We start from the raw sequence: 14,798 nt of genomic DNA, 5'->3' as shown, positions 1-14,798 counted from the left end.
GCTCTTTTATTTCCATTGTGCTTCAACAAAAACACCAAAATGGTCACTGATAAGAGGCGTTTTGTTACCAGTAAAAATGACTTGGTGATTTAACACTTTAAATTCTGACGTTAAAAAGACGTAATCAATTCTTTCGCCATTGCTTTCTTCCCAGCCTGCAATTTTTGCTAATGTTGTTTCTTCTCCACTTGTTTGTTTTGCAGCACGAAAACTATCTTGAAGTTGCCAACCACTTTTCATGATAAGATTGTACCCATTGCTATCAGCAGGATTATTAAAGTCTCCCATCAAGATTAACGGATAGGGATTATCTGCCAAAAAGGTTTGAATTTGTCTCCATTCAAAAGGAAAGCCTTCTTCCCACCAAGAAAAATGACCACTGACAACTTGAACCAATTGCCCGTCAACTTCTGTTAAGGCAGTTAAAATTCTGCGTGTATGATAATCTGCTACATCTTGTATTTCTGATATTAAAGCATCTTTGGCAATAAAAGGTGCCTTGGCTAAAATTGCTACACCTTCATGAAATCGACCATAGCCAATATGGTTATAACACCAAGACCAATAATATTCCTTATCTAAGCATTGCAATTGTTCTTGTAGGCGCAATGCAAAATTATCTTCATGAATCTCAGCATCAGTAGTACTAGGAATAAACCAATCATTCAAAATAGCTCCATTACTTGTAAGCAATTGGTTGACTTCTTGTAAGCAGATGACATCATAATCATTTTTCACAATATTTTCAACGAGTTGTGTTAATTTTTCTATTTGATTTTCCTCCAACCAACTATGGCAATTTAAAGTTAATAATTTCATTTCATTACTCCTATCTTGCTATCTTATTAGAGAATAGCACATTTTTTAATGGCAGAGAAAAAAGATTGTGCTCAAAGACATCGTCTTTGAGCGCAATCTTTTCTTTACAATTCAACGTTTGCAACTTCTGTCTTACTCAAAATTTCACCTGTCTTTTCTAAAGTTACAGATTTAATTTCGTCTGCATTGGTAAAGACAACAATAATTGTTGTTTGTTTACCAGCTTCTTGAATTGCTGCTAAATCCATTTGAGCAATTTTATCACCAGCTGAAACTTTGTCACCATCTTTGACATTAACCGTAAATGGCGCCCCTTTTAAATCAACAGTATCAATTCCCATATGCACCAATACTTCTAAACCATTATCCGTTAGTAATCCCAGCGCATGCTTAGTTGGAAAGACACTTGTAACTATTCCAGAAACCGGAGCGTAAACAATTCCAGTAGTTGGCTCTACGCCAAAACCGTCCCCCATCATTTTCTGCGAGAAAACAGGGTCGTTTACTTCGGTAATATCTTTCACTTTACCATCAGCTACATTGATGATTGGCTCGATTATTCCCTTAAATTCTTTTGGTAATTTTTTTGTGGTATGTTCTGTTACTGCATTTGTTTTAGGAATTGCCACCCCAGAATCAATAGCATCTTGAATATCAGATTTTAAAATATCAGCTTTAGGACCGTAAACGGCTTGAACACCTTTATCTTTAACCAATAATCCCATGGCTCCAGCATTTTTCCAATCTGATTCCGTGCCAACTTGAGCGGGATTTTTGACTGAAACTCGCAGACGTGTCATACATGCATCTACATCCACAATATTTTCTTTTCCACCCAATAGATTAATCACTTTTACGATCTGTGAGTTTGGATCAAGGGAACCGTCAGCGGTTACTTCTCCTGTACCTGGGTCTGTCTTATTATCATTTTCATAATTTCCATTACGACCTGGTGTAGCAAAATTGAATTTCTTAATTAAAAAGTTAGCGATGAAAAACATGACAACACCAAAGACAATTGTCACCCATATAAAGTTAAAAAGATCACCGCCTAAACCTGCTTTTAGCGCCATCGGTGTCCGTGTCAATAATTCAATATTCCCAAATGAGTGGACCCGCAAATGAACGATATCAGCCATTGCAAAGGCCGCACCTTGAATAACCGCATAAACACCGTAAAGGGGTACGGCTGCAAACATAAACATAAATTCAAGGGGTTCAGTTACCCCGGTTAAAAAAACTGCCAGTGCTGCTGAAAGATACATTGATTTGTATGCCCCACGTTTATCTTTATCAACGTTCCGATACATCGCAAAAGCTAATCCCATCAAAATACCAGAAGCACCAATCATTTGTCCAACTTTAAAACGTGCTGGTGTAAAATGATTCAAGACATATTCATACTGTGACATATCTCCTTGACCTTTTAAGTTTACTAAGTCAGTAGCCCATGCTAACCACAGAGGATCTTGTCCAAAAACTTGTTGCCCTGCTTGTGCGCCAGACATAATCGTATAAGCCCCGCCTAATTCCGTATAGTTAATCGGAATTGTTAACATATGATGTAAGCCAAATGGTAACAGTAAACGTTCCAATGTCCCATATAAAAACGGCGCCAAAACCGGTGCTGTCTCTTGTGATTGAGCAATCCACAGACCAAAGTTATTAATCCCTGCTTGAATGATTGGCCAAACAATTGCTAAAACTAACGAAACCAAAATAGAACGGAAAATAACGACAAATGGCACGAAACGTTTGCCGTTGAAAAAAGCCAGCGCGTCTGGTAATTTCCGAAAATTGTAATATTTATTATACGCAGTTGCACCCACAAATCCCGCAATAATACCGACGAAAACCCCCATGTTTAACGCAGGTGCTTCTAGGACACTCGTGAAAAAACCATTTACCATAATTTTAGTACCAAATAAAGTTTTCGTCATTGCTTCTGGATCAGCAAGCATATCACTTGTGACGCCAAAAATTGCACCTGTAATCCGATTGATTAAAATAAACGATAGGCCTGCAGCAAAAGCACCACCTGCTTTTTCTTTTGCCCAACTTCCCCCAATGGCTAATGCGAATAAAATATGTAGATTCCCAATAATTGCCCAGCCAATATTTTCAATGACACCCCCGGTTGTAACTAAAGCTGCCAGATCTGGATTAATCATTGGAATCGTTTTTCCAATACTTATCATCAAACCTGCTGCAGGCATAACTGCGATTACAACCATTAATGCTTTCCCAAATTTTTGCCAAAACTCAAAACTAACTAATTTTTTCAGATTTTCTTTCACTTCTCTTCACTCCTCTATTACTTTCCTTTTTTATTAGTGCATCTATGACTATTCACAATTGCAAATTGTAATGCAATCGGTTTCGTTGTAATTATTATAGCGAAGACTTTTTTTGCTGTAAAGTCAAAACTTAATTTTTAGACAAGAATATTTTTTACGAACTTTTTTATCCAGCGTAGATAGATGAAACCAAATAATTTCTTATAAAGATAACTTTTTATGACACTGGTCATAAATTTCTTGCAAACTTTTGCAAATTATCACTTGACTAACGCAAACGATTGCGTTTATTATTTACTTAACAAAAGCACACAGGGAGGATTATAAAATGAAACAGATACAGCGTTTATTCGACATTCATCCATGGAAAATCGCTACGAAAACTTTAGATAAACAAAACCGACGCTTACAAGAATCATTAACCAGTATCGGAAACGGGTATATGGGAATGCGCGGAAATTTTGAAGAACAATATTCTGGAGACCATCATTTAGGGACTTATTTAGCCGGCGTTTGGTATCCGGATAAAACGCGAGTTGGTTGGTGGAAAAATGGTTATCCTGATTACTTTGGAAAAGTAATCAATGCCGTTAATTTTTTGAGCTTAACTATTAAGGTCAATAATACAACTATTGACTTAGCAACTATTCCTTATGAAGACTTTTATTTAGAACTGGATATGCAAAATGGTATTTTAACCCGTCGTTTTACTGTGAAAGTGGCTAATGCGACTGTACGTTTCAACTTTGAACGCTTTTTATCAATTACTAAAAAGGAATTGGCAGTATTAAAAGTTACGGCAGAAGTAATAACAGGTAGCGCTACAATTACCATTGACTCCGCATTAGATAGTAATGTTCGAAATGAAGACAGTAATTATGATGAACTGTTCTGGGAAGAAAAAGCCAGTGGCAAAAAAAATACAGGCACCTATTTAACGGTTCAAACAATACCGAATAACTTTGGAATTGAACGTTTCAGCATCACAGCTATGATGAAACACAATCGAGATTCGCTTAAAACGCTTACTGCACCTTTAGCAATTTCGGATTCATTTTCCTATGAAGTTAAAGCCGGTGAAACGATTAGCTTTGAAAAACGAGTTATTATTTTAACTAGCCGAGATATTGCTGAAGAACATCAAGTAACTAAGGCTGCTGAATTATTAGCTACTTATAATGAATCTTTTGATACTTTAAAAAAAGAGCAAATTGAAGCATGGCAGAAACGTTGGGAACTAGCAGACGTTGTGATTGATGGCGACCCTGCAGCACAACAGGGAATTCGTTTTAACTTGTTCCAACTATTTTCAACCTATTATGGCGATGATGAACGATTAAATATTGGCCCTAAAGGCTTTACTGGTGAAAAATACGGTGGCGCAACTTACTGGGACACCGAAGCTTATGCCGTTCCCCTTTATTTGGCGCTAGCAAAACCAGACGTAACAAGAAACCTTTTAAAATATCGTCACAATCAATTACCAGAGGCACATATTAATGCACAAAAACAAGGTTTAGCTGGTGCCTTATATCCCATGGTAACTTTTACTGGAATTGAATGTCATAACGAGTGGGAAATCACTTTTGAAGAAATTCATCGAAACGGCTCTATCGCTTATGCGATTTACAACTACACAAACTACACCGGTGATGAAACTTATTTACAAAAAGAAGGCTTAGAAGTTTTGACAGCTATCTCTCGTTTTTGGGCAGATCGCGTTCATTATTCAAAACGGCACCAAAAATATATGATTCACGGAGTAACTGGTCCTAACGAATACGAAAACAATATTAATAACAACTGGTACACCAATATGTTGGCGGCTTGGTGTATGAAATATACTTTGACAAGTTATCGTCGCTTTGAAAATGATACTCCTGTTACCATAAGTAAGACAGAACAAGATAAATGGGAAGCTATTATCACGAATATGTATTTACCTTTTGATGATGAACTGGGCGTTTTCGTTCAACACGATACATTCTTAGATAAGGACTTAATGCCTGTAGCTGATTTAGATCCTACCGACTTACCTTTAAATCAACACTGGTCTTGGGATAAAATTTTGCGCTCTTGTTTTATCAAACAAGCAGATGTTTTACAAGGAATTTATTATTTCTCTGATCAATTTACTATGGAAGAAAAACGCAGAAACTTTAATTTCTACGAGCCAATGACCGTTCATGAATCTTCTCTATCTGCCAGCATTCATGCGATTTTGGCAGCCGAACTAGGAATGGAAGAAAAGGCATTGGAAATGTATGAACGTACCGCTCGCTTGGACTTAGATAATTATAATAACGATACTGAAGATGGTTTGCACATTACGTCAATGACTGGTAGCTGGCTTGCTATCGTACAAGGTTTTGCTCAAATGAAAACCGATCAAAAAACATTGCGTTTTGCACCATTTTTACCAAGTAAATGGGACAGTTATGCTTTTCATATCAATTATCGCGGCAGACTGTTAGCTGTGACTGTCACTAAAGAACACGTAACGTTAAAACTTATTGCAGGAGATAAAATTGCGGTAACTCTCTACAATAAAAATTATGAGTTAGCAGACGAAATCACAGCGCCGATAACCCATTAAGTTATTCATACGCCCGCAAACTGCGGGCGTTTTCCTTTTGAATTAAGCGAGGACAATAAAAGCTAGAAAATCTCTATCCAGAATAACGAATTTGGCTAGTTTTCTACCATCAAAATTGCTATGATAGCAAAAGAAGTTATTTCAAAACAAAACAGGGGGGAGACCAATGAGCATTACTGTAAAAGATGTCGCCAAAAAAGCCGGCGTAGCTACTTCGACGGTTTCTCGAGTCATCAATGACCATGCCAGTATTTCCGAAGAAACTAAGAAAAAAGTCCGGAAAGTTATGAAAGACTTAGGCTACGTTCCCAACGTGACAGCGCGTAATCTAGGGAAACAAATTGCTAGCGCAATCGGCATTATTTTGCCTCCTTTAGATTCAAAAGAACGTCTAGGGAACCCTTTTTATTTAGAGACAATCGAAGCGGTTAACGAAGAAGCGAGTACGTATCAGATGTCTGTAGCTGTTGCTTCGGCACCAGATTTTGAGACTCTTTTAGAAAATGTCAAACGAATGCATCTACAAAAACAAGTGGACGGTTTCATCTTAACTTATTCTGATAATCACGATCCCGTTATTGCCTACTTGTTTGACAATAAAATTCCTTTTACACTCATCGGGCAACCTTATCAAAACGAAAGCGAAATCGTTTTTGTTGATAATGACAATCAATTACTTGGAAAACAAGCAACAGAATATTTAATTGCTCGTGGGCACAGCAATATCTTATTTGCTACAAATACAACGCGAGAAAATCTTTATTTTGAGCGCTATTTTGGTTATCAAAAAGCTTTAATGATGGCCAATCTTACGACACATACAGCGGTTAAGTTTGAAACTCCTGAAGATTATGTTGCTTTTGAAGATATTTTAGAAGATACCAAAGCAACAGCTTTGGTAGTTATTGATGATTTGTTTGCAATGCGAATTATGCAATTAGCTCAAATTTACGGTAAAAAAATCCCCGATGATTTATCTTTAATTAGTTTCAATAATTCAATTTTTTCAACTCTTGTTCATCCGTATATCACTAGCCTTGATATTGATGTAGCCCGGCTAGGAAAAATGGCAACTCAAAAATTAATTGAACAAATTAATCAGCACATTACAGATGGAATTAAAGTTATTGTTCCTCATCAACTTATCCAACGAGAAACCGTTTTAGATTTAACCAAATTATCTTAATAAAAAACAGTAAAAAAGCATGCTAAATCCAATACTCTTTAAATGTTAGATCATAAACGTTAACATTTAAAGAGTATTATTGTTAGCAGCTTTTTTTAATATTTTTAATAACAAATAATTATGAATATGTTACACTGAAGAAAAAAATACGAGGATTGAAATTATGAAAAAAATATTTTTTATTTTAATTGGCAGCTCTATTTTGTCAGCCATTTGTCATGCTTTAGGCTATCATACCTTGATTAAATATATCGGTTACATTTCTCTATTTGTAAGTCTGGCTTTATCCGGGGTACTTATTTCCGGTGACCGTATGCGCGCAAATACTAGCAGCGGTACAGGCTATAACAAGGACTCCTTTTTATACGTATTTCTTTTCGCACTTCCTTTTTTAATTCTTAATTTTACATGACGATTGCAACTTGCCACCCATAAAATAACACTCTAATTTGAATACTGTACTTCTTGCAATAAACTAGCTCTGTGATTTCCAGCAAAAAATTCGCCAGCTGCTTTTATTACTTTTTAGTAACACAGTGTATTTTTTTGCAAAAAATAGAGGAGAAACCATCTCTTGATTTCTCCTCTATTAAAATATTATTCTTTTACCCCTGGTTCTGAAGCGATAATGCTGCAATCCCCTTTAATTACCCACTCAGCGATGCCATTTGGGATAATACAACTAGTCCCTAGTGGCATTTCATATGTTTTACCGTTAACACTTAATTGACCAAAGCCGTCAATCACTGTCATCAAGGTGTAAGGTGCGTGTGCTCTTAAGTGTAACTCACCTTTAACTTGCCATTCGTAAACATTGAAAAAATCTGTTTTTAAGTAAGTAATAATGCTGGAATTGCCTTCTTTTACTTCAGTTACATTTAATTCTGGTTTACGAGCTGGCACAGTCGTTACGTCAATCGATTGTTGAATGTGTAGTTCACGGGTATTTCCACTAGCATCTTTTCTACCATAATCATACACACGATAAGTGGTATCTGAACTTTGTTGTGTTTCTAAAATCATGATTCCTTTACCAATCGCATGAATTGTTCCACTTGGTACATAATAAAAATCACCTTTTTGCACTGGCACGCGGGTTAACAAATCATCCCACCGTTCATCTTGAATCATTTGCGCTAATTCTTCTCTTGTTTGGGCATGATGACCATAAATAATTTCAGCCCCAGGTTCAGCATCAATAATATACCAACATTCAGTTTTTCCTAACTCACCTTCGTGTTTCATCCCATATTCATCATCTGGATGAACTTGAACAGATAATTCATCTTCAGCATCTAATATTTTAATTAATAAAGGAAAGACAGGTTCAACTGGATTACCAAATAACTCTTTATGATTTTGCCATAAATCATCTAGTTTTTGTCCTGCAAATGCACCATTTTCAACAACACTGACGCCGTGAGGGTGTGCACTAATTGCCCAATCTTCTCCAATTTTATCACTGGGCAAATCAAAACCAAAAACTGTATGTAGTCGATTGCCTCCCCAAATTTTTTCCTGAAAAACTGGTTTCATAAATAATGGTTCCATTATCAATTTCCTCCTAGTTGTAATGTTTCATCTTGTGTTAAAAAAGACAATTTTCTTCTCCATAACAACTTGTCTTGAAATATTATACCACTTTTTAAGATTTGTGAGCCTTTTCTTTTAAATATAATGCGAGGATTTCATCTCTATTTTTCAAATAAAAATTCCGATTATCTACCGGATGGACACGATTACTCAAGAAAATGAATGCGCTGGACTGTTCGGGATCAATTAACATGAAGGTCCCCGTGTAACCCGTATGAAATAACAAAGGATGCTTATTTTCATCAGCAGTAAATTTCAAATCCCATCCTAAAGAACGTCCGCCAGTTTTTTTTGGTGTTTGATCTGATAAAAGTTTAGCTATGGTTTCTTTTTTTAAATAATCTGACCCCCAATTCAAATACATTTGTACAAAAGTTTCTAAATCAGATAGATTAGTAAATAACCCTGCATTTCCTGCCTCTTCTTTTAGAATTCTTGCCTTTGGATCATGAGTTTCCCCTTGTAGCACCATGCCATCTGGGAGAACTTCTGTTGGTGCTATTTTTTCTTTGATCGCCTCAGGAGGCAAAAAGAAGCTATTGTGCATTTTTAAAGGTACCAAAACTTCAGTACGAAAAATTTCAACCGTTGTCTTTTGGTACATTTCTTCTAGCAAAAATCCCAGTAATATTGTACCTGCATCTGTATATTGCACAACTTTCCCAATATTTTTCCCCGGTTGTAATTTTAAATAGGCAGCTTTTAACGCTTCTTTTTTTAACTGATTACGGTTAGCAATCCACGTCTTTATATCTGAAGTGTGGGTTAATAAATGCCGTAAAGTAATTTGCGGATTTTGAAAAGCTGTTAAATACTTTTGTAACGGTTGATCAATTTGCAGCCGCTCTTGTTCCACGAGGCGCAAAATAGCACTTGTAGTACAAATTACTTTTGTCAAAGAAGCAACATCAAATAACGTATCTTTTTGCAATCGTACTTTATCAGGTACTAACATCTGGTTGCCCCATATATTTTCATCTATCTGGTCTTTTTCAATAAAAGCAAAAGCTACACCAGGAAAAACACCTGCTTGTAATTGCTGTCTAATCAAAGCTTTAGTTTTTGTATACATTTAATCCCCTTTAAATTTGCCATTTCTTTAATATTTTTTAATAAAAAAATCTGAGCTAATGAAATCAGCTCAGATAACTATCCTAATTAATGCCGTTTTTTATCTTCACTAATGAACCACCATTCAATTCCAGTGGGATCGTAAATCGTAATAATTTGTCTTTTTTGATCGATAAAAAATTCAACTTGTAGAAATTCTAAATGTGCAGCTAAAGCCGTTATATCTGATTGCGACACCCGAAATTGCAAGAAGTCCAGACCTAATACACCATCTGTTGAAAGATCTAACGTCCCACCCTTACCAGCAGATAAACCAACATGAAAACTGCCTCCATTTAACGCTAAAATTCCATTGGTTTCATCTTGGACTTTTAACCCAATTACATTTTCTAAAAAGTCTTGCTGCTCTTTTAAACGACTTGTATTTAAATGAATTTTATCAAAATAAACACTATCTGATAACTGCGGAAACTCCCCTGTAGCTTTTCTTGCCAAAGCATCCAGTTGCAGCGAAGTAGGATTTTGATGGACTTTTTTTGAACCAAAATAAATTTCTAACGCATTGCCTTCTGGGTCTTCTACCAAGATTCCAGTAGCCTCTTCATCTATTAAGGCATCTTTAATTGGATAGTCTGCTTCAAGTAATCGCTGTGCCAAATCTGCCATTTCCATTTCAGAAGGAATTACTAAACACAAACGTTGTAATTTCTTAATTTCTCCTGCATGGTCATCAGCGTAAGGACTTTCTTCCAGCCATAACAACTCACTTTTTGCTTTGGTGTTACCAAAAATTGCCAACTCATTTTCTTCTCTTTTTAAACTAAAACCTATAATATCACGATAAAATTGAATCATTAAGTTTCGATTTTTAACACGTAATGCCACGGTTTGAAGTCCCGCCACCGCTAGTGCAAATTCAGCCATTTTTCTTTACTCCCCTTCCGACAAGATTATTGTACTTAGAAATTAGTCTTGTCGCAAATGATATCCCTTAATCTTTTTGATTAACAAATGTTATCTTATGATAATTTTTCTCTAAACATTCGTCTAAATTGCATTTTATCACTTTTTTAACAAAAATATCTGAAAACATCTGATTAAATAACGTTTTACAATAAAAAGTCGTGACTAAATAATTTTTAATCAGATTGGGCAAAGATACGAAAATTTCCTTAGAAAAACGAATAATTTCTTTATGAAAATTTTTATCCTAAGCGAAAGCCACGATGTCTTTTACACTTTCTTGATACGAAGCTTCTTTGTATCTGTCCATGAATACTTTTCATAAAATCAATTATTTTTGTCACTATTGGTTTCTGGCTTAAAATTTAGCTGTATTTTAACCAACAACTCTAAAATAGACTTGGCAAGCGCCAAAAGCTATTTTGCCGTCTGCCAAGTCTACGTTATTTATTCTTCTAGCGCTAGTTGCGCTTCGTAAGCAGCAACTTTTTCCGGATGATGCTTTTGCAAAAACCGCTTTTTAAAAATAAGAAATTCTTCTAAATCCATTAAAATGTGATACAAACGGGCTTTACTTAAAAATTCTTCTTTTGTTTGGGGCAAACTTGCCTCTTCAATCTTTTGCACTAGTTGATCCATCATCTGTAATTGTTCAATGGGTTGACTCATCTCACCAAAATGAGCAGCAATTTCGTTTAAAAATGTGACAATAACGGCCGAATCACTTTTGATTTGTCGCAATTTTTTTATCTCATAATGGAGATTATGCAAAACACCACATTGTTGTGCTCGCATTTCAAAGTAATCCAAATAGAAATCATCTGTAACCGGTAGCCGATTTTGCTGATACGCAAAGGCAGCTTGTGTATATGTGTGAAGTTCTTTTTCCAAATGAATAATCTCATCCCAAACATGATTATTTACTTCACTGTCTTGCAGATAGACAGCCAATTTTTCAAATACTTCTTTAAATTTTTTTTCACTAATAGTACGGCAATAATTTAAATATTTTTTTTGACTTTCATAATGTTGGAAATGATTGACGACTATTGCAATTAAAAGTCCAATTACCAAAAGCCAAAATTCATTCATAACGGCAGCGAATGTTAGATTTTTATCAACCAATAAATGCGTTAGGCCCACTGCATTTACAGACAGTGTTGGTAATAAATTACGTGCACTCAGGCCAAAAGTTAACAATACCAAGATAATCCCATAACTAATCCACTCCAAATGATGAAAAGGTTGAATCAAAAAAGCTAATAGAACGGTGACTAAAAACGTTCCGATGCGTTGCAGACAAAGACGCCAGGTTTGAACTTTTGTAATTGAAATTGTCAGCAAGGTAATAATTCCCGCAGAAGCGGCAAAATTCAATTCCAATAGCTCCGCCAATAAAATCGCCAACGCACTACCGATCCCAATTTTTAAGGCATAACCAAAATGTTGTTGCCACGTATTTTTCGTCAATAAATTCATTAATCGTCTCCTTCATTTGTCCATTTTTCTTTTATTATACTGGAAAAACAGGTGTAATTGCAGTCTACTTCGTTTTTAAACGTGTTCTTTTTTATGCACAATTAATCTCAATATTTTTCATTGATAGCGTAATGTTATTGTTTATCGGGTTCTATCTGCCTTTATTTTATAACTCGCTTGATATGCAGATACAACCATACCAATAAAAATAAATACTAACTAAATCTCAATTTATAAGTATTTCAACACCTATACAAAAATAAAATTGTTTGCTATATTATTACAGTAATGAGGTGATAATTTGGAAAAGAAGTACTATCAACTACTAAAAGAGAAATTTCCCACAAAAGAACAAGTTTTAACAGAACTTATCAACTTGGAAGCAATTGTTCAGTTGCCTAAAGGCACGGAACATTTTGTCAGTGATATCCACGGTGAATTTGACGCTTTTGATCATGTTTTGCGTAACGGTTCTGGTAGCGTAAAAGAAAAGGTTAAAGAATGTTTTCACGATCAACCGCGAGTCCCTATCACAGATTTATGTACCTTAATTTATTACCCCGAAGAAAAATTGGCACTAGAAAAGTCGACTTTAAATTGGGATGAATTGGTTTTATATTACAAAAAAAATATTCCTTATTTATTACAACTCACCAATTATGCTGGGCGTAAATATACACGTTCAAAGGTTAGAAAGGCATTGCCGCCACAATTTGCTTATATTCTTGAAGAGCTGCTCACAGAAGTTGATACGAAAGAAGATAAAATTGATTATTTTTCAACAATTATTAATCGCATTATTGAATTGAATCAGGCTCCTGCCCTCATTACAGCGTTGTGCAAAACCATTCAACGATTGGTTGTAGATCATCTTCATGTAGTAGGAGACATTTATGACAGAGGACCTAAACCAGATTATATTATGGAGAGGCTCTGCAATTTACCGTCTGTAGATATTCAATGGGGAAATCACGACATCGTTTGGCTGGCTGCCGTAGCTGGTTCTCCCATAGCAGCGATGAATTTACTGCGTATTTCTTCACGTTATGGAAATTTAGATATCTTAGAAGATCGCTATGGCATCAATTTACGTCCTTTAATAACCTATGCTCAAAAGTATTATGAACCAAGGTTGGCCTTTAATGTAAAAGCAGAGGATAATCAAACATTTCCTCAAAGTGAACAAATTTTACTCAATCAAATTCAACAAGCAACTGCTATCTTACAATTCAAATTAGAAGGTCAATTAATCCAACGACGTCCAGAATTTTTAATGGATCAACGAAACGTGCTAACTTTTATTGATTATGAAGCCCAGACCATCACACTAAATGCTATTACCTATCCGTTAGTAGACTTTCATGCACCTACGATTGATCCAAATTCTCCGCTTACTTTAACAAAAGAAGAGGAAATTCTAGTGACACGCTTATTGACATCGATTCAAACATCAGAAAAGTTAAAGCGACATATGGATTTTTTATTAGAAGCAGGTGGCATGTATTTGTGTTATAACGGTAATTTATTATTTCACGGCTGCATTCCTCTTCATGAAAATGGAGATTTAAAGTCGCTGCGAATTAATGGCCATAATTATGCTGGCAAAGCGCTATTAGACTTTTACGAGGAACAAGTTCAAAAAAGCTATTTATCTCCTAGTTGTCATGATGATTTAGCCACAGATATGTTGTGGTATTTATGGACTGGTGCGTGTTCATCTCTTTTTGGCAAAGAAGCAATGACAACTTTTGAGCGCTATTATATTACTGATAAAAAAACGCATATTGAAAAGAAAAATGCCTACTATCGCTTACGAAACGAAGAAACAATTTGCCAAGACCTACTAGCAGAATTCGGTTTACCTTCTCACGGACATATTATTAATGGACACACTCCCGTTAAAGAAAAAAAAGGAGAAGATCCCATTAAAGCCAATAGTAAATTAATCGTTATTGACGGCGGATATGCCAAAAGTTATCAAAATACAACTGGAATTGCCGGTTATACGCTATTATCTAATAGTTACGGTATGCAACTAGCCGCACACCAGCCTTTCACCTCTGTTGCCGATGCTGTAAAAAATGGTACTGATATAATCTCTGTTAAGCGCTTAGTAGCAGAAGTGGCTTGCCGTACGAAAGTAAAAACTACCAATAACGGTGCTAAAATCTGTCAGGAAATGGCCGACTTAAGTTATCTCTATCAAAATTTTGACAAAATTTAAACAAAAAAATTATTGTTATTATTTAAAACAGGGGAATTTATCTCCTGTTTTTATTTCTGCTTATTTTTTTATTTATATAGCTTATGCTTTTTTGCAGTATGAAATTCGCTTACATTTATTTTCTTTTCATTATTTTATCAGATTAAACGAAAAAGATTGAATTTTGTAGCGAAATACCCTAAGATACAAACATCTTACAAAAAGAAAGAAGGATGAAAGATGACTTCAATTTCCGTACAAGATTTTAACTTGCTACGTCAAAACGAAGCGCTGAACATCTTAGATATTCGCGATCAACAAGACTTTGAATTAAGCCACTTACAAAACGCTGTTTCATTACCAGCGACGAGTCTTCCTAATGAATTAAAACAATTAGATAAAAATGCGACGTACTATGTCATTAGCTATTCTGGACGTCGCTCAGAAATCATCGCGAATTTCTTAGAAAATCATGGATTTAATGCCGTTCATGTGATTGGCGGCATGCGTGATCTTAAAGAATTAGCAGCTTAAAGGAAAAAGGGATAAATCAATGCAATAAACTGCACTGATTTATCCCTCTTTTTTTCT

11 protein-coding genes are annotated in these 14,798 nt (G+C 35.4%); 5 read left to right on the top strand and 6 right to left on the bottom strand.

Going from position 1 to position 14,798, the window contains the following annotated elements; all coding sequences use genetic code 11:
- Positions 1–6: 6 nt before the first annotated feature.
- Positions 7–819, bottom strand: a complete 813-nt coding sequence (locus EsVE80_RS02220; RefSeq protein WP_173102271.1) for an endonuclease/exonuclease/phosphatase family protein — start codon at positions 817–819, stop codon at positions 7–9.
- 104 nt (positions 820–923) lie between these two features.
- Positions 924–3,104, bottom strand: coding sequence for a PTS transporter subunit IIBC (locus EsVE80_RS02215; RefSeq protein WP_173104106.1), 2,181 nt, complete (start codon positions 3,102–3,104; stop codon positions 924–926).
- 340 nt (positions 3,105–3,444) lie between these two features.
- On the opposite strand from EsVE80_RS02215, the gene EsVE80_RS02210 reads away from it, so the two are divergent.
- The 3 genes from EsVE80_RS02210 (at position 3,445) to EsVE80_RS02200 (ending at position 7,310) form a co-directional block, all read left to right on the top strand.
- A complete protein-coding gene (locus EsVE80_RS02210) occupies positions 3,445–5,712 on the top strand; it encodes a glycoside hydrolase family 65 protein (RefSeq protein WP_173102270.1) in 2,268 nt (755 codons plus the stop codon).
- A gap of 166 nt (positions 5,713–5,878) precedes the next feature.
- Positions 5,879–6,898: a LacI family DNA-binding transcriptional regulator gene (locus EsVE80_RS02205; RefSeq protein ID WP_173102269.1), complete on the top strand. Its 1,020-nt coding sequence runs from the start codon at positions 5,879–5,881 to the stop codon at positions 6,896–6,898.
- 163 nt (positions 6,899–7,061) lie between these two features.
- Positions 7,062–7,310 carry a DUF5316 family protein gene (locus EsVE80_RS02200; protein WP_173102268.1) on the top strand — a complete coding sequence of 83 codons (249 nt, stop codon included), beginning with the start codon at positions 7,062–7,064 and terminating at the stop codon, positions 7,308–7,310.
- Positions 7,311–7,495: 185 nt separating this feature from the next.
- Here EsVE80_RS02200 and manA read toward each other — a convergent pair whose 3' ends face one another.
- From manA to EsVE80_RS02180, 4 genes are all read right to left on the bottom strand, one after another.
- Positions 7,496–8,452, bottom strand: coding sequence for a mannose-6-phosphate isomerase, class I (gene manA, locus EsVE80_RS02195; RefSeq protein WP_173104105.1), 957 nt, complete (start codon positions 8,450–8,452; stop codon positions 7,496–7,498).
- A gap of 91 nt (positions 8,453–8,543) precedes the next feature.
- Positions 8,544–9,563 carry a serine hydrolase domain-containing protein gene (locus EsVE80_RS02190; protein WP_173102267.1) on the bottom strand — a complete coding sequence of 340 codons (1,020 nt, stop codon included), beginning with the start codon at positions 9,561–9,563 and terminating at the stop codon, positions 8,544–8,546.
- An 86-nt stretch (positions 9,564–9,649) separates the two neighbouring features.
- Positions 9,650–10,486, bottom strand: coding sequence for a VOC family protein (locus tag EsVE80_RS02185; RefSeq protein WP_173102266.1), 837 nt, complete (start codon positions 10,484–10,486; stop codon positions 9,650–9,652).
- 486 nt (positions 10,487–10,972) lie between these two features.
- The gene (locus EsVE80_RS02180) at positions 10,973–12,004 is read right to left on the bottom strand and encodes an aromatic acid exporter family protein (RefSeq protein ID WP_173102265.1); all 1,032 of its coding nucleotides are present in this window, start codon (positions 12,002–12,004) and stop codon (positions 10,973–10,975) included.
- 301 nt (positions 12,005–12,305) lie between these two features.
- On the opposite strand from EsVE80_RS02180, the gene EsVE80_RS02175 reads away from it, so the two are divergent.
- Both EsVE80_RS02175 and EsVE80_RS02170 read left to right on the top strand, forming a co-directional pair.
- Positions 12,306–14,228 carry a fructose-1,6-bisphosphatase gene (locus EsVE80_RS02175; protein ID WP_173102264.1) on the top strand — a complete coding sequence of 641 codons (1,923 nt, stop codon included), beginning with the start codon at positions 12,306–12,308 and terminating at the stop codon, positions 14,226–14,228.
- Between the two features lie 219 nt (positions 14,229–14,447).
- Complete coding sequence (locus tag EsVE80_RS02170; protein WP_173102263.1) at positions 14,448–14,741, top strand: rhodanese-like domain-containing protein; 294 nt, start codon at positions 14,448–14,450, stop codon at positions 14,739–14,741.
- Positions 14,742–14,798 lie beyond the last annotated feature (57 nt).

Origin of the sequence: Enterococcus saigonensis (genome assembly GCF_011397115.1) — a bacterium.
Taxonomy (GTDB): Bacteria; Bacillota; Bacilli; order Lactobacillales; family Enterococcaceae; genus Enterococcus_C; species Enterococcus_C saigonensis.
Note: the sequence above shows the minus strand (reverse complement) of the source record. Positions and strands in the feature narration are given on the sequence as shown.